The organism is Streptomyces sp. BBFR25, from assembly GCF_044590125.1.
Classification (GTDB): domain Bacteria; phylum Actinomycetota; class Actinomycetes; order Streptomycetales; family Streptomycetaceae; genus Streptomyces; species Streptomyces canus_D.
This window is the reverse complement of sequence record NZ_CP172447.1, coordinates 1,433,618-1,459,331: the sequence shown is the minus strand read 5'-3', so window position 1 is coordinate 1,459,331 and position 25,714 is coordinate 1,433,618. Positions and strand designations below refer to the sequence as shown.

The window sequence follows — 25,714 nt, the reverse complement described above, 5'->3', positions numbered from 1 at the left end:
ATCACGAGGGCGGGGGATCCACGCCCCACGCGGCGGCGCACAGGGCGCGGTCGACCTCCTCCGCGTAGACGGCCGCGCCGAGCCATGCCGCGGCGAAGCGCCCGGTGTCGGCCGGGAGCAGGCGGCCGAAGGGGTCGCGCGCCCGTTCCGCGGCCGTGGCGTGCAGCGCGGTGAGCAGCTCCCCGGCGGTGCCGAGACCGTACTGACGCAGGCGGGCGGCCTCGGAGTCCCGGCTTCCGGGGAAGGCGAGCACGCGGCGGCCGCCGGACACGGCCTGGTGGACCCGGCGCCGCAGCAGATGCACGGGAGCCTCGTCGGCGACGGTCGCGTGCCGAACGTGCGGTGCGGTCCGGGAATTGCCCGCGGTGCCCGGTGCGTCCGGCGTCGGTGCGGCGGGCAGGTCCGCGCGGCGGAGCCGGTCGAGACCGAGGTCGACGTGCGTGGCCGGATCGGTGGGACGGCTCGCCGCCAGCAGCAGCGCACGGGGGAGCGGGGCAGGCGTGAGCCGTGCGACCACGCGCAGCCGGGCACCCCGCCCGGAGGCGAGCAGCGCGAGGAGGCGGAGGTTCTCACGGTGGGGCAGCGCGGGGTCGTCGTGCGCGGCGGCGAGACGCAGGGTCAGGCCGTCGCAGTCGGCGAGCAGACACTCTCCCGCCGCCTCGCGGACCGTACCGATGAGCGTGACGTCGAGGAACAGCAGGTCCCCGCCGTCTCGGCCGTCCCGGCTGTCCCGGGCGTCTCGGTCGCCTCCGCTGTCCCGACTGTGCCGACCGGCGCCACCGTTCCGGCCGTTGGGGTCCTTGGTCCCGCCGGTGTCGTATGCCTTCGCTACGTCCAGGTCGCTCGCCAGCGCACGGGAGATCTGCTCGGCCACCGGCACCGCCCACAGCCGGTCGAGTGGCTCGGCCTGCCACGAGACGCCGGGCGCGCGCACGGCCCGTACACCCGCCCCCGCCCCCAGGCGGCCCGCCGGGGAGACCGTCGCCCCGGACACGGCGAGTCCGGCGCGGGAGAGTTCGCGAGGGGTCAGGGAGGTGTCGCCGATGCGCACGGCGCGGTCCGCCGAGCCCGTGGCCCGTTCGGCGCCGCCCGGGGCCACGTCCGCGACCGTGTGGAGCCGCCCCGCGGCATCGGCGGTCCAGGTGACCGTACCCGCGTAGCCGGTCGCGGTGAGGACCGGCTCGGCGAAGAGCCCGTACAGGCGCAGTGACCCGTCCGGTGTGTAGGGCTGGCGTACCCTGCCGCGCAACCCGGCGAGTTCCGGCCCGGTGGCCACCGGGAGGCGGTGCGCGAGGACCAGGACGTCGCGCAGGGCGGCGGTGAGGTCGCTCAGACGGTGCGCGGGGTCGTGGTCACGGGCCGCGCGCAACGCCGTGACCACGGCGACAGCACGCCCGGCCGCGCGCGAGAGGCCGGCGAGTCGCGCGGTGTGCGCCGCCCGCAGCAGCTCCGCCTGAAGCATGGCTCCGGCTCCTTCGGCGCCTGCCTCCAGCACGGCTGCCGCGGCATCGTGCAGGGCGGCAGCGGCCGCGCGTTGTGCGGGGGTGGCCGATTCGGGGACGGGGCCGTCGGCGGAAACCGGGGCCGGAACGTGCGGTGAGTCCGAATCCGAGCCCGAGTCCGAGTCCGATGCCCGAGGCGCCTGCTGCGCCGGTCCCGTGAACGGCGCTTCCGTGACAGGCGGTTCCGTACGCGGCGGCTCCACGATCACCGGATCCGTGGGCTCGGCGACCGGGGCCGCCGACGCCGCGGCGGCCCGGTGCAGGCAGTCGGGCGCGAGCAGGCATCCGCAGCGGATCGCCTCCGCACTCGTCACGACCCCGTCGGGAGCGTGCAGTTCGAGGTCGGTGTCGTCGTCGACCGCGATGCGCACGATGTCGCCGTCCCGGACCACGGGCCGCCCCGCGACCTTGGCGACTCCCGCGTCCAGCCGCTTGCGCAGCCTGGGTGTGAGCGCCCCGACGAGCTGGGCGGTCACCGAGGGACTGACCGGGGGAAGGAGTGGGCTCATGCGATCTTCTCCCCTACCCAGCGGGCGAGTTCGAGTGGACTGAGCGCGGCGACCGGCATGCCCGCGGCGACGAGCTGCCCCGCCACCCCGGTGGAATAGCGGGGGCGGCCCGTGTCGTCGAGGCTGGCGCACCCCAGCACATGACAGCCGGCCCCGACCAGGGCGCGGACCTCGGCGAGCAGTCCGCCCAGCGGGTAGCCCTCCTCGAAGTCGCTGACGACGACCACGAGGGTGCGGGAGGGCACGGTGACGAGTTCGCGGGCGTGCCGCAGCCCCGCGGCGATGTGGGTGCCGCCGCCCACGCTGACTTCGAGCAGCAGGGACAGCGGATCGTCGACGTGGTCGGTGAGGTCCATGACCTCCGTGGAGAAGGCCAGGAAGTGCGTGGACAGCGTGGGCACGCCCGCCAGCACCGATGCGGTGAGGGCGGCCCAGACCGTGGACGCCTCCATGGATCCCGACACGTCCGTCACCAGGATCAGCCGCCAGTCGGCGGACCTCCTGGCCCGGGTGCGGAAGACGGGGTGCTCCGGGACGACCCGGACCGTGCCGTCCGGACCGCGGTGCGCCGAGGCGAGGTTGGCCCGCAGCGTGCGGGGCAGATCCAGGCCACCGCCCGGTCGGCGGCTGGGGCGCGGCACGACGCTGCCGTGCAGTGCGGGGCGCAACCGGGTGGCCAGCTGCCGGGTGAGTTCCTCGACCAGTCGCCGCACGAGCGGCCGGAGCGCGGCCAGCCGTGCCTCGGGCAGGCCACCCGCATGCCGTAGCACGGTGCGCAGCAGATCGACGGAGGGCCGCACGCTGTCCGGGTCGAGTTCGGTCAGGACGTCCGGCCGGCCCGACGCGGCCGCGGCCGCCAGGACCTCCTCGCGGATGCCCGGTCCGAACAGCGCCGCCAGGTCCTCCGACCACTCCCGCACACCCGGGTACGCAGGCTCCCGGCCGCCGCCCGAGCCGCCCCGGCCCGGCCCGGTCAGGTCGCCCCGGCTGCCCTCGCCCCGACCGCTGCCGTACAGCTCGTCCAACGCGGTGGCGGCCGCGGCCGCCACCGGAGGCAGCCGGTCGGTACGGCGGCCCAACAGGAGCCGCCAGCGGTCGGCAGAGGCCAGGTGCTGGTGTGCCTGGTGGTTGTGGGGCTGATGATTGTGGGGCTGGTGGTTGTGGGGTTGGTGAGGACGGTAGGGGGCGGCGGGCTCGTGGAGCGGAGGGGCCGGGACGGCGGAGGGCAGGAGCCGCAGTCCGTCGAGGGTGGTCCGTGCCATGAAGTCCGCGCGGGTCCACAGGGCGAGCGCCACGGGATCCACCCCTCCCGTGTCGGCCGGCCGGTCGGCGTCCAGACGCTCCTCGACGACGGACAGGAGACGGTCGCGGGCAGCCGGGCTGAGGGTGTCGAAGCCGCCGCGCAACGCCGGCAGCCGGTCCAGGAACTCCCGGTCGGCCAGCTCCGACACCCGGTCGAGGAGCGGCTCCATTGCCGGGGCCGCCGACTCCAGCAGCGGACCCGCGGCCGTCAGCAGCCCCGTGAGCCGGGCGGTGAGCGCGGAGCGGGACGCACGGTCGCGGGCCGCGTCGACCCAGGAGGCGACGCGCTCGCCGAGTACGGCGGGATCCTCGTGTCCCAGGAGAACCCGGACGGCTCCGGCGGCGCCGCGCATCAGGGGCGAGCCCTCGTGGGCCAACCGGGCGAGCGCGTCGGTCAGCCGGACGCCGCCGAGCACGTCGGCGCGGTGGGCGAGCTCCAGCAGGGCGTGCGCGTCCGCCGGGTCCTCGGCACCGCTGAGCCCGTCCACCTGGCGTACCGCCGCGGCGGTGAGCAGCTCGGCCACGGCGGTGGCCCGGAGGGCGCGGTCCTCGTCGGCGCCCAGCCCCGGGACGTGCCCCGCCCGCAACCGGTCCAGGAGACCCAGCCCGGTCAGGAGTTCGGGCAGTGTGGCGGCACCCGGCAGTACGTCGGCGCTCTCCACGAGCCGGGCGTCCGCCAGGTCCGGCAGGCCGCACTCGGCCGCCTGCCGCAGTCCGTCCAGGGTCTGTGCGGCGGTGGGACCACCCTCGTCCCGCTCCGCCCGCCACCGCTCGCGCAGCACCCCCTCGGCGGCCTGGGCGGGCGTGACACCGTGAACGCCGACCGCGGACAGCATCGCCTCGGTGGCGGGTGTCCAGCGCACCTCCCACCGTGTCGTCAACGTCTCGGCGCCGCCCGCACCGACGACGCCCCGCGCCTCGGCGTACGGCACGCCGCACACCGTCAGGCGGCGGAGCAACAGGTCGCGTGCGCGGTCGAGGGCGGACCGCAGGGGGTCGAGACGCAGCTCCCGCGCGGTCGTGGCCGACGCGGTGGTGCGCGGCGCGGTGTCGGCCCGGGCGGTGCCGTCCGTCCCGGGCCCGGGCAGCCCCAGAGCCGTCAGCTCGGCCTCGACCGCCGGAGCGAGGCCGCTGCGCGGTGCGCCCGGGGCCGGGCTGCCGCTGCGGGTGCCGACCAGGACCTGCTCCATCGCCCTGGCGACGGCCCGCCCCCTGCCGTACGGCTCACCCTGCGCGAGTACGGTCTGCACCGCCTCGACCAACTCACCCCGACCGGCCGCCGGCAGCCCGCGCAGCCGTGCCAGGTCCGAGGCCAGCCGCACGATCTCGCGCGCGTCGGCGGGCCCCGACGGGTGCCCGAGCCCGCGCAGCGCCGCACACACCCGTACGGCCGTGTGCGTCAGCGCCTCCTCCAGCGCGCCCGCATCACCGGCCGCCCGCACCACCAGATGCTGCCACTCGGGGTCGCGGATGCCCGCGGGGTAGCCGGACCGCTCGTCCAGGAGCGCGTACGTGTACGGGATGAGAGAGGTGATCCAGTCGGGCCGGTCCGCAGGGCTGCCGGTGGGCTCGCCGGAACCGTCCCGCTCGGGTTCGGCAGCGCCGATCGCGGAGGTCAGTGCCGGGGCGTGGAACGCGCCCACCACCAGGGCCGCCCGCGCACCGTCCGCGGTGGCGGCGGCCAGCCGGGAGCGCATCCACGCCTCACGCCGCAGATCCAGTGCGGGCACGCCTCCGGAGGCCAGGGCCTCCTCGCGGAGCGCCCAACCGGTCAGGAGCGCGGCCCGGCGCAACGACTCCGGTCCGGACCCCGGAGCCATGGCCTCGACGAGGCGGTCCCACAGGTCCTCGCCGGGACGACCGGTGAGCCGCGCCCGCAGCGCCATGCCGAGTCCGGAACGGTCCGATCGCTCCGAACGGTCCGGCTCGGGCGCGGCGGATCCCGAGGGCACGGCGGGCGAGGCGGGTGCGGTGGGCGCTCCCGAATCCCTCCCCTCCCGCCACGCGCGGTCGGCCAACGGCAGGTCGCAGGCGACGACCGGAACGCCCTGCCGGGCCGCCCAGCGCAGGGCGGCCAGCTCCGGGGAGAAGTCGGCGAACGGATAGAAGGCCGGCCCCGCCCCCGCCTCGCGACTTGCCGCGGCCAGCGCGACCGGCGCCCGCGTCTCCTCGTGGCCCAGCCAGGGGAGCCACTCCTGCATCTCGGCGGGCAGCTCCACCAGCAGGACGTCCGGAGCCGCCCGGTCGAGGAGCGCGGGCACGGCCGCGGCCAGGGACGGCGCGTGATGCCGTACGCCGATGAGGAACGGCGCCCCGGGACCGGTGAGCGCCGCGACCGCCTGGTCCGCGGACAGCAGCGAGGAGGGGATGGGGGAGCCCAGGGAGGACGGGGAGCGGGACACGGCCGTCAGCCCTCCAGGACCGTGCGCAGGTCCCACAGGGTGCGCCAGGTGGCAGAACCCTGCTCGGCGCGCCGCCGGACCGGACCGTCCCAGTACCCGCGCAGCCGTGCCGCGTCGGCGGGGTCGTCCTTGCGGACCACACCGAGGAGATGGCCCGGCAGCAGGCCCAGCACGTCGCGGTCCCCGGGGAAGTACGCCGCGGCCAGCCCCAGCGCGCCCGCGACCGACACGGCCTCCGCGGTGCTCATGACCGTGGAGGGGCGCTCGACCTCCCAGCCCTCCGCCGACCGGCCCTCGCGCAGGTCGCGGAAGGCGACGACCAGGGCTTCCAGGACCGCCTCATCTACCTTGAAGGGGGCACCGGCCCGTTCGACCGAGGCCCGTGCCTGGCTGCGGACCAGGGCCGTCTCGGCGTCGAGGTCCGGGATGGGGCCGACCGTCTCGAAGTTGAAGCGGCGCTTGAGGGCGGCGGACATCTCCGACACGCCCTTGTCACGCAGGTTGGCGGTGGCGATGAGGCTGAAGCCGGGGGCGGCGTGCGCCAGGGCGTCCTCGGTGCCCGCGAGTTCGGGGACCGCGATGCGCCGCTCGGAGAGCAGGGAGACCAGGGCGTCCTGCACCTCCGGCAGACAGCGGGTCACCTCCTCGACGCGGGCGATGCCGCCCCGGGTCATCGCGGTGAGGACCGGGGAGGGCACGAGTGCGGTCCGGCTGGGGCCCTGGGCGAGCAGCAAGGCGTAGTTCCAGCCGTACTTGAGCTGGTCCTCGGTCGTACCCGCCGTGCCCTGCACGACCAGGCCACTGGTGCCGCACACGGCTGCCGACAGCAACTCGGACAGCAGGGACTTGGCGGTGCCGGGCTCGCCGACGAGCAGCAGTCCGCGCTCACCGGCGAGCGTGACGACGCACCGCTCGACCAGCGCCCGGTCACCCACGAACTTGCCCTCCACCACCAGCCGGCGCGGCACGCCCTCGGGCGCCTCGGCTTCCTCGGGCAGCCGCAGGGCCCGGCCGTCGCTGCCCATGACGAAGGTGACCACGGCGCGGGGCGTGAGCCGCCAGGCGGGCGGGCGCGGGCCGTCGTCGTAGGCGGCGAGGAAGGCCAGTTCGGAGGCGTACCGGTCCTCGGGCGGCACGATCTGTCGGGCGGTGTCGGGGGAGAGGATGGTGGTCATCGACTGATCTTCCGGTGGTCTCGGGCAGCGGGTCACTGGGTCTTCGCGCGGGATCATCGTCGGCGCCCCCCGCGGGTGGCGCGGGTGGTGAGTTCCTCGTAGGCGGGCGTGTCCTGGGCGCACACCCGCTCCCACGCGCGCGTGAACAACACGGGCACCGGGACCAGCGGAACGGCCCGGGACCCTTCGCCGACCGGGTAGAGGCACTCCTTCCACGTCTCCACCGGCAGGGCGGGCGCCTTGAGGTCGCGCCAGCCACACGGCAGGAAGAGGGAACGCCCGGCCCGCGACCGCTTGGCCTCGACGACCAGTCCGGTGGCGGCCAGCTCGGCCCGGGCCTTCTTCAACCGAGCGGGTCTCCAGCCGGTCCAGCGCGCGCAGTTGCGGTCGGTCGGGTCGGGCAGGGCCAGCAACTGCAGGTAGAGCGCCGCCGCGTCCTCGCCCAGACCATGGGCCGCGGCCACCTCGGTGACGAGCGCCGGAACACTGACCACGGGGTTCTGGGCGGCTCCGGCGGGCCCTTCGGGGTCCAGACCGGCGTCGAGAGCGCGCGCGAGGTCGTCCCCGAGGATGGTGCGCAGCGCCCGCACCCCGCTGCCGCGCGCGGCACCCACCAGCCCTTCGAGCAGCCCGAACACGGCGTCGTCCGGGCCGGTGAGACCGGCCGGTCGCACCAGTACGGTCTCCCTGTCGCCATGCCAGGGGCGCAGGACGAGGGCCTCGCCGACCCGCGTCGAGCCGCCCTCGTCGGCGCCGCCCGCGGCGGGCAGTCCGTACGCCTTGCGCAGTTCGGCGGCGGTGGTGCCGCCCTTCTCCGTCCACCCCACCTCCAGGTCGAGCAGCAGGCCCGGGTCGGCCAGGCGGCGGCGCAGCGCGGCCAGACCGTGCGGCAGGGACGCGCGCAGTGGGTGGCCGTGAGGGAGGGCGTAGGCGAGCGAGGCGAGCGTGTCGACGGCGGAGGTCAGCGTGTGACGGTGCGGCACCGCGGCGGGGTCCTCCGCGACCAGCCGGCCGTTCTTGTCCGGCCGTTGGACCGTGGTGCGGCTGAGCCAGGGGGTGCGCGCCGGGTTGAGTACGGCGTCGGCGGCCCCCGCGGGCAGGCCGTCGAGCGCGGTGGCCAGGTCCTCGGGCACCCGGACCAGGGCACCCAGGCGCTCGGCCCAGGCCCGGCCCAGGGCGGCCGTGTCCGGCCCCGCCGTCCACAGCTCGGCCGGATCGTCCGGCAGCAGGGCGCCGATGAGCGCCGCCCGGTCCTCGGCGGTGAGTGAGTTCAGCATGCGGTTGCCCGCGTCCAGCTGACGGGGCTTGAGCCCGGCCGTGACGAGTGCGTCGGCGTCGAGGCGCTCCGGCTGCCCGGCGAGGAGTACCGCGGCCTGGAGCGGTCCGAGACCTCCGTGGGTGGCCGCGGCGAGGGCGGCGGGTGCCTCGGGCTGCCAGGGCGCGGCACCCTTCTCCCGGGTCAGCCGGGCGACCGCGGCGAGTGCGTCGGCGGTCGGCGCCGCGGCGTGCCGGGTCTCCGCCTCCAACGTGAAGTGGGCGACGGCTCCGAAGACACCCGCCGGATCGTGGTCGAGCGCGAGCCAGTTGACGCGGTCGCGGGCGGTGTCGACGTTCTGGCAGCCGAGGACGACCACGGTCCGGCCGTCCCGGCGCAGCACCTGACCCGCACGCTCCCGCTGCCGGTGCTTGTCGTACGGCTCGCCCAGGACGATCTCCCGGAGACCGTCCCCCGGAGCGGCGAGCGGACCTTCGGCGAGCGCCTCGAACAGGAGGAGCAGCGCCTCCCGTTCCGCGGCCGGCAGGGTCGGTGCGGTGGCCCGGTAGGCCAGGGGCCGCAGCACGCCCAGCAGCTTCGGCCAGGTCATGCCGATGCGGGGGACGGTGTGCTCGTCGCTGTGCCATCCGTCGCCGAGCGGGGACCGGCGGGTGCGGTCGGGCAGGCGCGTGCCGTCGGCGGGCTTGCCCGACAGCACGTGGTTCACGGCCCGGATCTGCCGGAGCGCGGTCCACTGGTCCTCGCCGCCCCACGATCCCCACATCCGGGCCAGGCCGTCGGCGGCCGCGCGCAGGGTGCGGTCGTCGCCGTGCCGGGGCCGGTAGTCCGCGAACATCCCCTCGGTCCGCTTCCGGTCCGGCTTCGGCTGATCCACGGGCGGCGTGACGAAACGGGTGACCGCGTCGGCGATCTGGACCGTGGTGCGGACCAGAGCCGTGACACCGGCGAGGAGCCGCTTGTCGGTGAGTCCGGGAAGCGCACGGGCCACGGTCCGCCGTACCACGTCGTCGGCGGACGGCACCACGGGCTTGTTCCGGTCGGTGGCCGACCCGCCGGCCACCGAGGTGGCCGCTCCGGGGTCACCGGCCGCTTCGTCCGCGGCCTTCGCCGCGGTCACCTGTGCCTGGCGTTCGGCCAGCGCCCGCCCCACCTCGTGCAGCAGGTCGGCCGCCTCCTCGTCGGTGAAGGCACGCAGGACGGCCGACGCACGCTCGTCCCGGGGCCGCAGCGCGTGCCAGAAGGAGACCGGCGGGACGAACGGTGTGCCCGCGGCGAATTCCCCGCCCCGCTCGTTGGGCGTCACTCGGCCGAGTACGCCCCCGTCGCCGCCGTCGTCCGGCGCGAACAGGGCGATCTGGCGTCGCGTGCGGGCCACGACGGGTGCGGCGCCCCCGGGCAGCCGCAGCGCGCCGAGCGGGGTGACGCGTTCGCCGTGTCGTGCGGTGCGCAGCGTGACGGTCCGGCCGTCGGGCGTGCCCGCCGTGGTCAGCGTCTCTCCCGCCGCATCCTCGGTACGCACCCAGCGTCCCAGTACGACGCCGTCGGTGCCGAACGGGGTCTGCTCCATGCCGGGTTGCAGCGGCAGCACCTCGCACCGGTCCTGCAGCAGGGTGGCGTCGTCGTCGATGCCGGAACGCAGGAAGGCGGGCAGGGACGCGCGACTGTGCGAGCCCGTCGCCGGGTCGTACTCCAGCCACACGTGCCGCCGCCCCTGCCTGCCCTGCCGCCAGTACGACGTGCCGTCGCCGATGACGGGCCTGCTCGCGGGCAGGACGGTGTCCCCGGCGTGCAGGGTGCGTCCGCCGGTGGCCCGGCCGCCGCCGGGCAACGGAAGGGAGGGGGCGACGTCGTCGTTGCGCCACCAGTGGGAGATCTGCTCGCCGGTGAGGGTGAGGACCTCGGACGGGCGGCTGGACCAGTAGCCGCGCTGTTTGCCGTCCTGCCACCACACCACGAGCAGTTCCCCGTCGGTGTAGCGGAACTGCGGGCGCTGCCAGCGGTCCAGGTCGGCCGGCAGCCGCAGGTCGTGTTCGAGCAGGATCCGGTCCGGGCCGACGACGACCGCCTTGTGCCCGCGGTTCAGGATCAGGCAGGGCCAGGCCTCGTTGACGGTCAGCGCGGTGTCGCGGTCCCTGCGTGTCCCGGCTCCGGCCCCGCCCCCGTTTCCGGAGCGGGCCCGGGTCTCGGTGTCGAGCAGTCGCAGGGCCTCGTCGAGGGCGGGCCAGCCGAGTTCGTCCAGGATGCCGACCCGCAGCGTACGCCCGAGCAGCGGAGCCGCCGCGTATCCGGCGGCGCGGGCGAGGGCCTCGGGATTGACCCGGGGAGCCACCGACCGGAAGGGGCTCAGCCGGTTCAGCGCCTCACGGGCCCCGGGCAGGCCCGCCGCGCCCGCGAGTTCACCGACGGCGCCGTCCAGCCACTCCCGCAGCACCCCGCCGAGCACGGGATGGTCGGCGAGGTGGTCCAGTACCCGGCCCGACTGCCGCTCGTGCCCTGCGGCGCCGACCGCTCGCAGCAGCAGGGGGCGCAGTCGCGGGTCCGCGGCCACGGCGGCCAGGTCACGTCGCTCGGGCCGGGTGTCGCGTACCCAGCGGTCCAGTCCGAGGTGGACCTCGGCGTCGGGAGCGGGCAGGGCGAGGGGAACGTCCTCCGCCGCGCACAGGTCGAGCAGGGAGATGTCGACGCCCGCGTGCCGGCGGCCGGTGAACAGGTCGACGGGCCGTCCGTCGGCGCGCAACCGGGGTGCCATCCGCGCGACGAGACCGAGCGTGGCGGGGGAGCTGTCGCACACCGTGGCGCCGCGCTTGCGGTGGGCGGCCCAACGGCTCAGCCAGTCCGCCGCGTCGACCCCACCCGTGGCCTCGACCGCGGCCTCGCCGTCCGCCGCGTCCTGGCCGTCCGCCGTCCCGGCGTCCTCACCGGTCAGCAGCCGGTCGGCACCGCACTCGGCCAGCAGGTCCAGCCAGAACTCGTCGCTCTTGGCGTCGTGCTCCAGCCCCGTCGGCATGATCTCCAGGAGCCGGGCCCGAACGGCGGGCCGCTGCTCGGTGAGGACGCTCAGGGTCGCCCGGTAGGCGGTCCAGAAAGAGGCCGGAGCGCGGACGGCGGCGGGCGAGGCGACGAGGTCGGCGACGAGGTCGCACTCCGCCTGCACCCTGGGCAGCCCGGCCGCCTTGATCAGCACGCGCGCGTCCTGCGGCAGCGACGCGTACGGCGGCACCCCGGCCGCACAGCGCTCCACGGCCAGCTGTCGGAACTGGGCCCACGCCTCGGCGGCGTCCAACCGGGCGGCGAGATCCTTCACATGCTGCTTCAACGCCTTGACGGTCAGCGCCCCGGCGAACGCGAACTCCAGGAACACCGCACGCTGCCGCTGTTCGTCGACGGCGAGGGCGTGCACCCGCTCCGCCTCTCGGGCCTTGCCGAAGAAGGCTGCGGCATAAGTGGTGTTGTCGAACTGGAGGAAGATCCGTGCGGCCTGCTCGTAGAAGGTCGGCAGGAAGTGCGGCACGGCGCGGCCGAGCCGTTCGCCGAGCTTCTCGAAGCCCTCCTTGGCGGTGCCGGGACGGGACTTGGCCTGGCGCGCGAGCCGCTCCACGTCCTTGACCAGGGCCAGCGCGTGATGTCCGTTGGCCGGGTCGTTGACCAGGGCCCAGGCGGGGAATCCGAGGGTCTCCCGCCTGACCTGCCCCACCTCGGGGGTCTCCGCGTCCCGCACGAGCCCCAGGAAGTCCAGGGCGAGGTCCTCGGCCTCTCCGAGGGTGCCCGGCACCAGCCGGACGACGCTGCGCTCGCCCAGCGCGGCATGGGTGTACGTACGCACGGTGAGGGTGTCGGCGTCCTCCCGGGCGCTGCTGCCGGGCGGCAGCAGCGCACCGGCTTCGAGCAGGGCGGAGGCCGCGGCGTCGGCGGTCCCGGTGGCCTCACGGACGCCGGTGACGCCGTGCGCCGGGGTGGTGGTGTCCATGGCGCTCACGCGGCCCGCTCCTCGTCCTCGATGTCGCGACCGGCGTACAGCGCGGCAGCCATGCGCATGCCCTCCGACCAGGCCACCGGCCCGACCCGGCCCAGCTTCAGCACCCGCCCGGCGGTGTCGGTCCACACGAGGGGACCGGTCTCCGTCTCCTCGTAGCCGTCGTAGTCGCCGACCCAGACGCGGGCCTCCACAGCCCGGCCGTCCTCCCAGACGGAGCAGACCGCGTATCCGCCGCGTACCCGGTGGCCGAGCTGGGTGACCCGGCCGTGCAGGAAGCGGAGCTCCTTGAAGGCGCCGCCCGCGTACTCCTCGACGGAGGTGGCCTCGGCGTCGAGTACGGCGGGGCGGTGCCACACCTCGCGGAAGAGCTGCTGGGCCCGCTGCTCGACGCCGAGTTCGACCGCGAACTCCCGCAGCTCCTCCAGGTCTTCGAGGAGCACGGGATGCGGGAGACGGACGAGGTCGGGGGCGATGCGCACCGTGTCACCGTCCAGGTCGACGAGGCCGAGGCCGCGCTCGGGGTCGGCGTCCCGCAGGAAACCCGCGACCTCGCCGTCGGCACCGGTGACCACGAGGTCGCGCAGGGCGGACCGCCAGGCCGGGTCGGGCCACACCCGGGCGAGCACGGCGAGGGGCACGGGCAGCGACCGCACCATCCACCGCTCCACGTCGCTCAGACACTGGCGTTCGTGCCGCTCCAGCCACTCGACGAGCTGCCGCAGTCCGACCACCGCGGGATCGTCCGCGAGCTTGGCCGGCACCGACTTCAGCCGCCGTCCGGCGGCGTTGCGGCACACCACCTTCCCCTCGTCCAGGGCGACCTCGTAGTCCCCGGCCGTCACCCACCCCATGAGTGCCTCCCCGCACCGCAGTGATCAAGTGCTGACGACTTTAGGCGAGCCCACTGACAACGCCGTCGGCGCGGGAGACCGAGCGCGGAGGACGGGCCGCGGGGAGGGACCTCGGCCCCGTCAGTCGTCCAGGCGGACCGGCATCAGCAGCGAGAACGTGCCCTCGTCGTCCGTCCGGCGGATCGCCAGCGGTGCCGTGGGATCGGCGCCGAACTCCAGCACGATCCGGTCCCGGCCCGCGGCGGCGAGCGCGTCCAGCAGGAACCCGCGGTCGACGCCGACCCTGCCCCCGTTTCCGCACCCGCTCCCGTCCTCGTCGCCGTCCCCGCAGACGATCACCGTGCCGTCCTCGACCGTCGCCAGCACGCTGACCTCGCGCGCGGACCGGCCGGGCTCGCGCTCCTCGGCCGCCCGGACGGCACCGGTCTCCAACGCCATCCGGAACGCGGGCACGTCGACGGCGACCCGGCGCCCGGGCGGCAGCTGGACGAGACGGCGGTAGTCGGGGAAGTCGTGGGCCAGGCACTGCCCGGACGCCTGGCGCTCGCCTGCCTCCAGCGTCACGCGCTCACCCTCCACGGCGAGGCGGGCGGGCTCGTCGTCGGTCAGCAGCGCGCGCATCGCGTCGACGAGCGGCGCGGGCACGACGACGCGTGCGCGCGAGCCCTCGTGCCCGCCGGCATCCGTGCGCCCGGTGGAATCCGTGCGCCCGCCGGCATCCGTGCGCCCGCCGGCATCCGTGCGCCCGGCGGCATCCATGCGCGCGACGGCCATCCGGTACCGGTCGGTGGCCACGACGTGGAGCGCGTCGCCCTCGACGTCGAACAGGACCCCGCCGAGCATCGGCAGCTCCGGGTCCTCGCCGGCGGCGAAACGGACCGCGTCGAGCGCGGCCGCCAGGGCGGAGGCGGGAAGGGACAGGCGGACGGTGCCGGTACGCGGCGAGGGGGACATGGGATTCTCCCGGTGATCGAGTAGCGCTCGGAGCGCGGAGAACTCGCTGCGGGCCTCGGCCAGCCCCAGTTCGAGACGGCGCAGGTGCGCCTCGAGAAGCCTTCGCACCAGAGACTTGTCCGTGCCGGACCAGCCGGCCATGACCAGCCGGATGTCCGCCAAGGGCATGCCGGCCCGCCGCAGCCGGACCAGCAGCCTCGCCTCGTCCACCTGCTCGGGGGCGTACCAGCGGTAGCCACTGGCCGGATCGACCCAGGCGGGGACCAGCACACCGGCACGGTCGTAGAACCGCAGGGCGCTCACGCCCAGTCCGCTGTCGCGGGCCATCTCCCCGATGCTGCGCATCTCGCTCTCCACATCCCGCACCCTGGTCCCTCGACCAGGTCGAGGGTCAATCACGGGACGGCTCCCGCGGTGGCGGCCGGCCGTTCAGCGGGGCGCGTCCGTCTGTCATTCTTGCGCCGTGCAGAAGCCCAGTGCCGTCACCCCGGACGCTCCCACGCCGATACGGCTGCCGCTCCTCACCCAGGAGTGGCTCGACCTCGCCTTCCTCCACTGGGCCGTCGAACCCGCCGCCGTGGCGGGACTGATGCCGCGCGGCACCGTCCCCGACACGCACGACGGGCTCACGTACGTAGGCCTCGTCGCGTTCCGCATGCACCGGGTCGGATGGTTCCGGCTGCCCGGGATCCCGTACTTCGGTTCGTTCCCGGAGACCAACGTGCGTCTGTACAGCGTGGACGCGCACGGGCGGCGCGGCGTGGTCTTCCGGTCGATGGACGCCTCGCGGCTGGTACCGGTGCTGATGGGCCGGGCCGGTTTCCGGCTGCCCTACCAGTGGTCCCGCATGACCGTCCGCTCCGTGGGCGACACCGTCACCTACACCAGCTCACGCCGCTGGCCGGGACCGCGCGGCGCCCGCAGCCGCATCACCCTGCGGACCGGCGAGCGCATCCAGGAGCCCACGCCCCTGGAGCACTTCCTCACCGCCCGCTGGGGCATGCACAACATGTTCTTCGGCGGGGCGGCGTATCTGCCCAATCACCACCCCCGCTGGCCCTTGTACCGGGCCGGGCTCCTGTCGTGCGACGAAGATCTGGTCGCCAGCGCCGGGATACCCGCCCCGACAGCCGACCCGGTCAGCGTCCTCTACTCACCCGGTGTCCCGGTCCGCCTCGGCCGTCCCGCCCGGCAGGTCACCGCCGTACCGGTCGGCCCTTGACCTCGGACGGGACCGCGACGTCACTGCGCGGCGCCCGGCGGCCGCGCCGCCGAGGGCGGCGTTCGCCCCGATGAGCCACGGCCGGCGCGCAGTTCCAGCCGTTCGGCCTCGAAGCGCGCCCGGAAGTCACGGTCGTGCGAGACCGCGACGACCGCCCCCGGGTACGCCGCGAGCGCTGCCTGGAGGTCCTCGACCAGGTCGAGGGCGATGTGGTTGGTCGGCTCGTCGAGGACGAGGAGGTCCGCGGGCCGGGTCACCAGGGTCGCGATCTGCAGCCGCCGCTGCTGTCCCTTGGACAGTGCGGCGACCGGCACCCGCAGATCCTCCTCGCGGAACAGGCCCAGGGACATCAGCTGTTCGGCGTACTCGTCCGGCGGTCCGGGCCGTCCGGCGGCGAACGCGGCCAGCAGCGGCTGCCGTGTGGTGTGCCCCGGCAGTTCCTGGGGGAGGTAGCCGATCCGCGCGGAGCGGCGCGCGGTGCCCGCATCGGGACGCAGATCACCTGCGAGGACGCGCAGCAGCGTCGTCTTGCCGGCGCCGTTCTCGCCCGTGACGAGGAGGCGCGCGCCGGGCTCGATCGCCAGAAGGCCGTTGAAACGCAGCCGTTCGCCGACCCGTACGTGGTCCAACTTGGCGAGCGTGCCCCGGGGCGGGGCGCCGTCGGCCGGCAACAGCGGTGTCGTGAACCGGAGCGGTTCCGGCGGCGCCGTCACCGGGTTGCGCCGCAGCTGGGCCAGGCGCTCCCGCACCGTGCGCACCTGCCCGCCGAGCTTCGCCTCGCTGGACCGGCGGTGCTTGCCGAAGCCCTGCTTCGGGTCGCGGCCGGTGGTGGCGAGCCGCCTGCCCGCGGCCTCCAGCAGTTCCTCCATGCGGTTCACCTCCTCGACCCAGTCCGCGTACCGCTGCTCGGCCCCGCGCCGGGCGGCGTCCTTCGCGGCGCGGTAGCCGGCCCAGCCGTCGCCGTAACGGTGCACGGTGCGTTCGTCCCGGTCGACCTCCAGGATCGTGGTGGCCAGGCGCTCCAGGAAGCCGCGGTCGTGGGTGACCGCGACGACGGTGCCGCGGTGCGCGCGCAGGCGTTCCTCCAGCCAGCGCACGGCCGCCCCGTCGAGGTGGTTCGTCGGTTCGTCCAGGAGCAGCAGTTCCGGGGCGGCGGCCAGGACACAGGCGAGCGCGAGGCGTGACTGCTCCCCGCCGGACAGCGAGCCCAGCACGCGGTCCCGCGTGATCCGGGCCAGCCCGAGTCCGTACAGGGCGGCATCCACCCGGGCGTCCGCCTCGTAGCCACCGCGTTCCTCGTAGGCGGTCAGCAGCGCGCCGTACGAGGCGAGTTCCTCGTCCGACGCGTCGGCGAGGGTTTCCTCCGCCGCACGGAGCCTTCGCTCCATACCGCGCAGCTCGGACAGGGCGAGGTCGACGGCGTCCTGCACGGTGGCGTCCGCGTCCAGGTCCAGCGTCTGGGCGAGGTGGCCGGTGCCGCCGGGGAAGCGGAGGGTGATCTCCCCGGTGTCCGGGGTCTCGGCCGAGGCGAGCAGTCGCAGCAGGGTGGACTTGCCGGAACCGTTCTCACCGATGACGGCGACCTTCTCGCCCGGCCGGACGGTGAAGGAGACCTGGTCGAGGACGGTTCGGGTGCCGTACGACTTGGTGACGGACCTGACGGACAGCTGGGCCACGGCGGCGGGGGCGTGAGTGGGCAGGGTGGTGCGGGCGCGGTCGCGCATGGGGCCTTCCCTGGACATACGAAGGGTCTACGGGCAGCAGTGACGGCGGCATCGGCCGTGCCCGGACTCAGACGAAGAAGAGGAAAGCCATGACCTCACTGTAACAAGACGAACCGTCTCGCCTCAACCCGTTATGTGCGGCATCGCGGTCCGCTTTGGTGAAGGCCATCAGTGCCTCTGAATGCTTGCACCCAACGGTAGTTGACGTATCAATCACAGGGCGCCTAGCGTAGATGACGCGTCAACCAATAGGTTCAGCCCGCGAGCGGGCGGGCGCGTAGTTCCAGAAGGGGAGTCCCCGTGAGTACTGAGAACAAGGCCGGCCTCGGCGCGCTGCTGACGCCGGAGGAGAGCGTGCTCGCCCTCATCGACCATCAGCCGTTCCAGGTCGCCAACCTGCACAGCCACGAACCGACGATGGTCATCAACAACGCCGTCGGGCTCGCCAAGGCCGCCAAGGTGTTCGACGTTCCGACCATTCTGACCACCGTCCTGGAGGAGCGCGGCGGCCTCATCCTCCCGGGGCTGCAGGAGGTGTTCCCGGAGCAGAAGCCGATCAACAGGACCTTCATCAACACCTGGCAGGACGAGCGTGTCGTGAACGCCGTGAAGGCGACGGGACGCAAGAAACTGATCATCGCAGGCCTCTGGACGGAGATCTGTGTGGCCATGCCGGCGATACAGGCGGCGGGGGAGGGCTTCGAGGTCTTCGCCGTCACCGACGCGTCGGGCGGTGTCTCCAGGGAGGCCCACGACATGGCGGTGCAGCGCATGATCCAGGCGGGCGTGGTCCCGATCACGTGGATGGCCGTGCTGGGCGAGTGGCAGCGTGACTGGGCCCGCGAGAAGACCGTGCCGGGTGTCGCCGAGGTCCAGGCGCAGCACGGCGGTGCCAGCGGTGTGGCCTTCGCCTGGGAGACGCAGCTTCTGGCCACGCCGACCGGAAACGAAGCCTGACGGCACCGCCGCATCCGGTCTGCCGGGCCCACTCCGTCCCGGCCCTCCTTTCTCTCCCTGCCCGTCCGTCGGCCGTCTGCGGCCGGGAGGGGAGCGGGCGGTCAGTCCACCACTACTGCGGCACCTCTTCGGGGTTGTCCTCGCGGGCGACGAGGAACGGCCGAGGACGGCACGGTCACGCCCGAGGCGAGCCGGATGCGCTTCGCGGCCGACGCGACTGGCGAGATCCGCCCGGAGTCGGCACACGGCAGTGAGGTCGCCGCCTTCTACCGTGCCCACTTCGCCGCCCACGCCGAGATGAAGCACTTCTGAAACAGCAAGGTCCTCGACGACGGCCCTCTCCGGGCCGAGTGGGTCTGCGCGGCACGCAGGACGGACGGCGGTCTCATCACCGTCGCCGGGGTGGAACACGCGACGCTCGACGCTCAGAGGCTGATCGGCCATCTCCGCAACGAGTTCACCCGCATCCCCGGCTGAGCCTGCCCGTCGTCATGCCGCAGCCTCGGCAGCGCCGCCCGACGTCGGCCTTGCCGCCGCGTCCCCCCGCCCGGTCAGTCCGGCTGCTTCTCCATGTGGTCCAGGACGCGCTGGGAGAGGCGGCCGAGCGTGTTGAGCTGGTGCGGCGTCAGGGCGTCGATGAAGAGGCGGCGGACGTGCTCGACGTGCTGGGGTGCGGCCTCCTCGATCGCCTTGTAACCGGCCGGGGTGGCGACGATGAATGCTCCGCGTCCGTCGTCGGGACACTCCTCCCGGGCCACGAGGCCGCGTTTCGCCATTCGCGTGACCTGGTGGGACATCCGGCTCTTCTCCCACTCCACGAGTTTGGCCAGATCCAGGAAGCGCATGCGGCCGTCGCCTCTTTCGGTGAGGCTGACGAGCACGACGTAGTCGGCCGCTGACATGCCGGAGTCGGCCTGGACGCGTCGGGAGAGTCGTCCGATGAGTGTCTCCTGCATGCGGATGAAGCTTTCCCAGGCTGCTTTCTGCTCCGGGTCGAGCCAGCGCGGCTGTGCGTCCATGGGGGCAGTCTACGAAATCGTTGACAGCTCATCTACTGGCGGTAACGGCGGCGCGGTCCTCGGCGCGGCGTGGGGGTGCCAGGGCCAGGTAGGTTGATGCATCAACTGTGTCCGGCTAGGCTGATGCCCTGGCCGACGGGACCCTGCCGAGTCGAGCGGGACCGGGCCCCCGCAAGGAGGACACATGACGGTCGAAGTGAGCGACGTGCCCGAGGCCAAGCGCTACGAGGCCCGTGTCGACGGAGGCCCCAAGGTGGCGGGCGTCGCGGAATACATCCGTACGACGGAACTCGTGGCGTTCGTGCACACCGAGGTCGAGACGGAGTACGAGGGCAGGGGTGTCGGGTCGGCGCTGGTGCGCACAGCCCTGGACGAGGCGCGCGCCGCGGACCTGCGGGTGCTGGCCACCTGCCCCTTCTTCGCGGGCTGGATCAGTCGGCACCCCGAGTACCAGGACCTGCTGTACCAGTCCCGCAGCAAGGTCAGTGACTGAGACGACAAGACTGTTGAAGGGATGCTCTGGGTGAGCAACCAAGAAGGCGATGCCGAGGCTCTGTGCTGCGGTGTGCTCGTGGATGGCGACCGGCCGGCCGATGCTCCCCGGGTCGATGTCCTGTCGGCGCGTGAAGTCCCCCTCGGCGGTCCCCGTGCGATGCGCGTGCGGCGGACGCTGCCCCAGCGGGCGCGCACCCTCATCGGTGCCTGGTGCTTCGTCGACCACTACGGCCCGCACCAGGTCGCCGAGTTGGGCGGCATGAACATGCCCCCGCACCCGCACACCGGACTGCAGACGGTGACCTGGCTCTTCAGCGGAGAGGTCGAGCATCGCGACACCCTGGGCACCCACTCCCTGGTCCGGCCCGGCGAGGTGAACCTCATGACCGGCGGATACGGCATCGCCCACTCGGAGATCTCCACGCCGGACACCAGGGTCATCCACGGCGTCCAGCTGTGGGTCGCGCTGCCCGAGGAACACCGCGACGCCGCCCGGGACTTCCAGCACTACGTGCCCGAACTCGCGCGGGTCGACGGGGCGGAGATCCGGGTCTTCCTGGGCTCGCTCGTCGGGCGGACCTCTCCGGTCCGGGTCTTCACGCCGCTGCTCGGCGCCGAGATCGTCCTCGAACCCCACGCGGCGCTCTCGCTCGCCGTGGACGCGGCTTTCGAACACGGTCTCCTCGTGGACAGCGGGGACATCCGCCTGATCGACACGGTGCTGCGGCCCGCCGAACTCGGCTACGTCCCTCGCGGCGCGGACACCCTGACGATGGTGAACGAGACCGACGCCCCGGCGCGGGTCATGCTCCTCGGGGGACCGCCCTTCGGGGAGGAGATCGTCATGTGGTGGAACTTCATCGGTCGCAGCCACGAGGACATCGTGAAGGCCCGCGAGGACTGGGAGGCCTCCTCCGAACGCTTCGGCGTCATCGAGGGCTCTCCCGGCGGCCGCCTTCCCGCACCCGCCCTGCCGAACGCCGTCATCACGCCGCGCCGGAACCCGCCGACCCGCTGACCCTCCTTACGAAAGGCGCATCATGAGCGAGTCCTCCACCGTTACGGTCGTCGAGCGTGCGGACGCCGATCGCCGGTACGAGATCCTGGTCGACGGCCGACGTGCCGGTCTGACCGCCTACCGTGACCTGAACTTGCAGCGCGTCTTCTTCCACACCGAGGTCGACGAGGCCTTCGCCGGCCAGGGGCTGGCCTCGCAACTGGTCCAGCAGGCGCTCGCCGACGTGCGCGCATCCGGAATGCGGATCGTCCCGGTCTGCCCCTACGTCGCCAAGTTCCTCAAGCGACACGACGAGTTCGCCGACATCACCGACCCGGTCACGCCCGATGTCCTGCGGTGGTTGAAGGCGCAGCTCGACTGAGCCTCCGATGGTGGACGTCCTGCGCCAGGCGGGCCCGGAGTGAGGCGTCTTGGGGTTCTGGCCGGCCACCGCCCGCTTCGCCAGTCTCGGTACGCAAGGGTTCCGTTCGGTACCTCACATACTCACTGTCCGACTGCCCGATGCAGCCGGGCTGGAGGCCGCTGTGGCCGGTGGCCATCGTCAGTGCGTCGACCACCGGGGATGCACGGTGGTGGCCGGCCATCAGGTGGCCGACGATCTCGGGTGATGTCACCGACCGGTTTCCGCCCCGGGACGGCGGCCGCGAAGTCAGGGCCGACCAGGTCGTGAGCGGACCGGACCCCAGGGGATTCGAGTGTATTAGTTCCTGGCCGCGGCGGAGGCCCCGTTCGCCCCTCCCGCCTGGACCAGGCCCGTCTGGTAGGCGATGACGACGAGCTGTGCCCGGTCGCGGGCGTTGAGTTTCGTCATCGCGCGGTGGATGTGCGTCCGTACCGTCAGCGGGCTGACCACCAGCAGCTCGGCGATCTCCGTGTTGGACTTGCCCTCGGCCGCCAGCGCCATCACTTCCCGTTCCCGTCCGGTGAGGTCGGCGAGCCGTTCCGGGGGCACCAGGTGGGTGCCGGGGGCCGGGGAGGTGAGGAAGCGGGTGATCAGGGTGCGGGTGGCGCCGGGCGAGAGCAGGGCCTCCCCGGAGGCCACCGTGCGGATGCCGGCCAGCAGGGCGTCCGCGGTGACGTCCTTGCCGAGGAAGCCGCTGGCCCCGGCCCGCAGCGCCTCGGCGACGTAGTCCTCGGTCTCGAAGGTGGTCAGGATCAACACCCGGGTGGTCGCCAGCTCCGGATCGGCGCAGATCGCCGCGGTGCCGGACAGCCCGTCCGTCCCGGGCATGCGGATGTCCATGAGCACCACGTCCGGGTGATGGGTACGGGCCAGCTCCAGTGCCTGAGCCCCGTCGGACGCCTCTCCGACGACCTCCATGTCCGGGCAGGAGTCGATCAGAATGCGGAACGTGGCCCGCAACAGGGCCTGGTCGTCCGCGAGCAGCACCTTCACGGTCATGGGGACTCTCCTTCGACGGCGGCGGACGGCTGCAGCGGCAGCGCGGTGGTGACCTCGAAGCCGCCCTCGGGGCGGGGGCCCGCGCACAGGTCGCCGCCGATGGACTGGGCGCGCTCCCGCATGCCCCGCAACCCGAAACCGCCGGACGTCCCGTTGACGGTGGTGGCGGTGGCCGGGCCGTCGTTGCTGACGGTGATGAGCAGCCGGGAGTTGGCGTAGGTGAAACCGACGTGGGCGGCGCGTTCAGGGGCGTGCTTGGCGACGTTGGTGAGGGCTTCCTGCACGATCCGGTACGCGGTCAGGTCCACGCCCGGCGTCAGCGGGCGGCGCACACCCTCCTGGTGAACGACGACTTCCAGGCCCGCCGTGCGGTAGGAGTCGATCAACTCGGGAAGGCGGGCGAGCCCCGGCGCCGGTTCCAGGCCCGCGCCCTTGGGCCGGTCGTCCTGGCGCAGCAGGCCCAGGGTGGCCTTGAGCTCGCGCAGCGCCGAGGAGGTGGTGTCGGTGAGGTCGTCGAGGATCTTCCGGCTCTGCTCGGGGTTGCTGCGCGAGAGGTGGGCGGCGGTGCCGGCCTGGGCGTTGGCGAGGGCCAGGTGGTGGGCTACGACGTCGTGCAGTTCGCGGGCTATGCGCATGCGCTCCTCGGTGACCCGCAGCCGGGCCTCCTCCTCCCGGGTGCGTTCGGCGTGCTCGGCGCGGGACTTGACCGCTTCCAGATAGTCGCCGCGCAGCCGGGCCAGGCTGCCGCCGACGAGCGGCAGGGCCATCCAGAACACCGGGCCGATCACGGTCAGGACAGGGGAGAGGTCGCGCATGCCGTCGGAGAACAGGTTCACGGTCAGCAGGGCCACCGTGACGACGAGCGCGTACAGGCGGACGGTTCGGCGGTCGCACAGGACGGCCAGCCAGTACATCGCGGCGAGCAGTGGGGCCAGCAGCATCGGGGTGAGCAGGTAGCCGCGCGCGATCGCGGCGATGGTGACCCCGGCGACCACGACCACGACCGTGCGGGTGTGGGTGCGGTACTTCAGCAGGACGAAGCAGGACAGGCCGAGCATGACCTCCAACGACTTTCCTGCGTCCGGGCTGTTGACGCCGGGGAGGCTGAGGTGGGTGCCGAAGAAGGCGCAGCCGATGAGGGCCAGCACCATCGTCACGTCCAGGAAGCGGGGGAAGCGCGGGAAGCGCGACGCGTACTGTTCCACGCGCTCGGCGTAACGCTCCAGGCTGCGGCTCATGGTCGGCTCTCTCGGTGAGGGGCTGGCATCCATGGTGGACGATGCGAAGCCGCCCGGGGTCACTGGGACGATCCCGGGCGGCTCCTGCGCACCCGGTCAGGCGCGGGCCAAGTCCTTCTCGGCCGGTTCCGCCTCGGGCACGGTCGGGCGGGTCAGGGCCTCGCCCTCCACGTCGACCCGGGGCAGGATCCGGTCCAGCCACTTCGGCAGCCACCAGGCCCGCTCGCCGAGCAGGGCGAGGACGGCCGGGACGATCGCCATCCTGACCACGAAGGCGTCGAGCAGGACGGCCGAGGCGAGGCCGAAGCCGATCATCTTGATCATGGCGTCGCTGTCCCCGATGAACCCGGAGAACACCGCGATCATGATCAGCGCGGCGGCCACGACGACCCGGGCGCTGTGCTGGAACCCGGAGGTCACGGCCTGGGCGGGCCGCTGGCCCTGGACGTACGCCTCGCGCATCCGCGAGACCAGGAAGACCTCGTAGTCCATGGCGAGGCCGAAGACGATGCCCACCAGGAAGATCGGCATCAGGCTCATGATGGGGCCGGTGGTCTCCACGCCCAGCAGGTCGGCGCCGTGGCCCTGCTGGAAGACCACGACCACCGCGCCGAGCGAGGCGAGCACCGAGAGCAGGAAGCCGGCGGCCGCCTTCAGCGGGATGAGGATCGAGCGGAAGACCACCAGCAGCAGGATCACGGCGAGCCCGACCACCACGAGCAGGTACGGCACCAGCGCGGACTGCACCTTCTCGGAGATGTCGATGTTCATCGCGGTGGTCCCGGTGACCTCGAAGGTCGCCCCGGCCTCGGACTCGATGCCGGGCCGGTCGCCTCGGATCGTGTTGACCAGGTCCTTGGTCTCCTGGCCGGTCGGCGCGGTGGTGGGGACGACGGAGAAGACGGCCGTGTCGCCGGATTCGTTGAACTGGGCCGGGGACACCGACACCACGCCCTCGGTGCCGCCGATCCGCTCGGAGACGGTCTCGGCCGCGGCCTTCGGGTCGTCGGCGTCCTTGGCGTCCACGACCACGGTCAACGGTCCGTTGAAGCCGGGCCCGAAGCCCTCGGCGAGCGCGTCGTAGGCCCGCCGCTGGGTGGTCTGCGTGGACTTGGCCTCGTCGCCGGGCATACCGAGCTGGAGGTCGGTCATCGGCAAAGCCAGGGCGCCGAGGCCCGCGACGGCCGCGAGCAGCACGGGCAGTGGGCGGCGCAGCACGAAGCTCGCCCAGCGGGTGCCGCCGTTGACCTTGCGCGTCTCCCGCGGCGCACCGCCCGCTCGGCGGGCCTTGAGGTCCTTGCGGGCCTTGAGGTCCTTGCGGGGCAGTATGGCGTTGGGCCAGAAGCCGAGGAGGGCCGGGACCAGGGTCAGCGCGATGAAGACGCTGACGACGACCGCGCCCGCCGCGCCCAGGCCCATCTCGGTCAGCATCGGGATGCCGACGACGGAGAGACCGGCGAGCGCGATGACGACGGTGAGCCCGGCGAAGACCACGGCGGAGCCCGCGGTGCCGGTGGCCAGGGCGACGGCTTCCTGGGGCGCCCGCCCCTTGGCGCGCTCCTCGCGGTAGCGGGAGACGATGAACAGGGCGTAGTCGATGCCGACGGCCAGACCCAGCATGATCGCCACGGTGCTGGTGGTGTCGGTCAGGCCCAGCGGACCGGCCAGGGCCGTGATGGCGAACAGGCTGATGCCGACGCCGATGAGCGCGGTGAGCAGCGGGAGTCCGGCGGCGGCCAGTGAGCCGAAGGTGATCAGCAGGACGACCGCGGCGACGGACATGCCGATCGCCTCGGCGGTGCCGCTGGGTCCGCCCATCTCCTCCATGGCGTCGCCGCCTGCCTCGACGGTGAGCCCGGAGTCACGGGCGTGCTCGAGCGACTCGTCCAGGTGGCTGCGGCTGGCGTCGGTGAGGCCGGCGGCGTCGACCTTGTAGGTCACGGTCGTGTACGCGGTGGAGCCGTCCTCGCTGACCGCGCCGGACTCGTACGGGTCGACGGTGCTCGCGACCTGCGTGCCGTCCCCGAGTTCGGCTATCGCGGCCTCGACGGCCTTCTTGTTCTCGGTGGCGGTGACCTTCTCGCCGTTCGGCGAAACGAAGACGACGCGGGCGGTGGCGCCGTCGGCGGCGGCGCCGGGGAACCGCTCCTCCATCAGGTCGAAGGCTTCCTGCGATTCGATCCCCGGCATGGAGAAGGGTTCCTCCTCCGCCTCCGGCGCGGTCATGCCGGCGAGTCCCACGGCGGCCAGCACGGCCGCCCAGACAAGGGCAACGGTCCAGCGTCGCCTGAAGGCCAAGCGGCCTATTCGATACAGAAAAGCAGCCACGGGGAGGTCTCCACATCCGGTTCTCGAAGGTGCCTCCAGACTCCTGAAGAGGGGGGTGTCCTGTCGTCGTCCGGCTGCCGACACTGCGCGGTACTGAATCCGCAGTACTACGCCCTCCGCAGGTCCCACCAGGGGACGAGAGCGGGTCGGCCTCAGGTCGCGGGGCAGAGTTCGCCAACCCCCGAGAATGGCACGGCGGATGGGCCGGTCAACCGTCACGGGCAGCGTCCCGCGGCGGCTGAGGACGAGGGCCTCGCCGACGCCGCCCGGGCCCTCTCAGATCTGTTGCTGGTTCTCCCGCAACGCCTTCTCATCGGCTGCGCTACGGTGACAGGAGGAACTGACAGCTCGGCTGTCCCGCGCG

16 protein-coding genes are annotated in these 25,714 nt (G+C 73.5%); 5 read left to right on the top strand and 11 right to left on the bottom strand.

The genetic code is table 11. The annotated features are described in order from the left end of the window. Position 1: 1 nt before the first annotated feature. The 6 genes from ACGH52_RS06445 to ACGH52_RS06420 form a co-directional block, all read right to left on the bottom strand. Positions 2–2,011, bottom strand: coding sequence for a hypothetical protein (locus tag ACGH52_RS06445; RefSeq protein WP_399938123.1), 2,010 nt, complete (start codon positions 2,009–2,011; stop codon positions 2–4). Then, positions 2,008–5,715, bottom strand: coding sequence for a DUF5682 family protein (locus ACGH52_RS06440; protein ID WP_399938121.1), 3,708 nt, complete (start codon positions 5,713–5,715; stop codon positions 2,008–2,010). Before ACGH52_RS06440 ends, ACGH52_RS06445 begins: the two co-directional genes overlap by 4 nt. A gap of 5 nt (positions 5,716–5,720) precedes the next feature. Further along, the gene (locus ACGH52_RS06435) at positions 5,721–6,890 is read right to left on the bottom strand and encodes an AAA family ATPase (protein ID WP_121703166.1); all 1,170 of its coding nucleotides are present in this window, start codon (positions 6,888–6,890) and stop codon (positions 5,721–5,723) included. Positions 6,891–6,943: 53 nt separating this feature from the next. After that, entirely contained in the window at positions 6,944–12,133 is a 5,190-nt protein-coding gene (locus tag ACGH52_RS06430; protein ID WP_399946661.1) for a hypothetical protein, read from the bottom strand. A 5-nt stretch (positions 12,134–12,138) separates the two neighbouring features. Continuing rightward, complete coding sequence (locus ACGH52_RS06425) at positions 12,139–12,993, bottom strand: DUF4132 domain-containing protein (protein WP_076973233.1); 855 nt, start codon at positions 12,991–12,993, stop codon at positions 12,139–12,141. Between the two features lie 120 nt (positions 12,994–13,113). Continuing rightward, positions 13,114–14,292: a MerR family transcriptional regulator gene (locus tag ACGH52_RS06420; protein ID WP_399938118.1), complete on the bottom strand. Its 1,179-nt coding sequence runs from the start codon at positions 14,290–14,292 to the stop codon at positions 13,114–13,116. Between the two features lie 118 nt (positions 14,293–14,410). Here ACGH52_RS06420 and ACGH52_RS06415 point away from each other — a divergent pair, with 118 nt between their 5' ends. Continuing rightward, positions 14,411–15,169: a YqjF family protein gene (locus ACGH52_RS06415; RefSeq protein ID WP_121703163.1), complete on the top strand. Its 759-nt coding sequence runs from the start codon at positions 14,411–14,413 to the stop codon at positions 15,167–15,169. A 20-nt stretch (positions 15,170–15,189) separates the two neighbouring features. Here ACGH52_RS06415 and abc-f read toward each other — a convergent pair whose 3' ends face one another. Next, positions 15,190–16,893, bottom strand: a complete 1,704-nt coding sequence (abc-f, locus tag ACGH52_RS06410) for a ribosomal protection-like ABC-F family protein (RefSeq protein WP_399938116.1) — start codon at positions 16,891–16,893, stop codon at positions 15,190–15,192. Between the two features lie 300 nt (positions 16,894–17,193). Between abc-f and ACGH52_RS06405 the strand changes: the two genes are divergently transcribed. Then, entirely contained in the window at positions 17,194–17,850 is a 657-nt protein-coding gene (locus ACGH52_RS06405; RefSeq protein ID WP_399938114.1) for a hydrolase, read from the top strand. A 551-nt stretch (positions 17,851–18,401) separates the two neighbouring features. Here the strand turns inward: ACGH52_RS06405 and ACGH52_RS06400 are convergent. After that, entirely contained in the window at positions 18,402–18,869 is a 468-nt protein-coding gene (locus tag ACGH52_RS06400; RefSeq protein ID WP_076973228.1) for a MarR family winged helix-turn-helix transcriptional regulator, read from the bottom strand. A gap of 184 nt (positions 18,870–19,053) precedes the next feature. On the opposite strand from ACGH52_RS06400, the gene ACGH52_RS06395 reads away from it, so the two are divergent. The 3 genes from ACGH52_RS06395 to ACGH52_RS06385 are packed head-to-tail and all read left to right on the top strand — an operon-like array spanning position 19,054 to position 20,743. Then, positions 19,054–19,362 carry a GNAT family N-acetyltransferase gene (locus ACGH52_RS06395; RefSeq protein ID WP_399938112.1) on the top strand — a complete coding sequence of 103 codons (309 nt, stop codon included), beginning with the start codon at positions 19,054–19,056 and terminating at the stop codon, positions 19,360–19,362. 30 nt (positions 19,363–19,392) lie between these two features. After that, positions 19,393–20,382, top strand: coding sequence for a pirin family protein (locus ACGH52_RS06390; RefSeq protein ID WP_399938110.1), 990 nt, complete (start codon positions 19,393–19,395; stop codon positions 20,380–20,382). Between the two features lie 22 nt (positions 20,383–20,404). After that, the gene (locus ACGH52_RS06385) at positions 20,405–20,743 is read left to right on the top strand and encodes a GNAT family N-acetyltransferase (RefSeq protein WP_076973226.1); all 339 of its coding nucleotides are present in this window, start codon (positions 20,405–20,407) and stop codon (positions 20,741–20,743) included. Between the two features lie 339 nt (positions 20,744–21,082). Here the strand turns inward: ACGH52_RS06385 and ACGH52_RS06380 are convergent, their stop codons facing one another. The 3 genes from ACGH52_RS06380 to ACGH52_RS06370 form a co-directional block, all read right to left on the bottom strand. Then, on the bottom strand, positions 21,083–21,784 hold the full coding sequence (locus ACGH52_RS06380; RefSeq protein ID WP_121703158.1) for a response regulator transcription factor: 702 nt from the start codon (positions 21,782–21,784) through the stop codon (positions 21,083–21,085). Then, positions 21,781–23,022 carry a sensor histidine kinase gene (locus tag ACGH52_RS06375; protein WP_399938108.1) on the bottom strand — a complete coding sequence of 414 codons (1,242 nt, stop codon included), beginning with the start codon at positions 23,020–23,022 and terminating at the stop codon, positions 21,781–21,783. The genes ACGH52_RS06380 and ACGH52_RS06375 overlap by 4 nt, the downstream gene beginning before the upstream one ends. A 96-nt stretch (positions 23,023–23,118) precedes the next feature. Further along, positions 23,119–25,350: an MMPL family transporter gene (locus ACGH52_RS06370; RefSeq protein ID WP_399938106.1), complete on the bottom strand. Its 2,232-nt coding sequence runs from the start codon at positions 25,348–25,350 to the stop codon at positions 23,119–23,121. Positions 25,351–25,714: the final 364 nt, after the last annotated feature.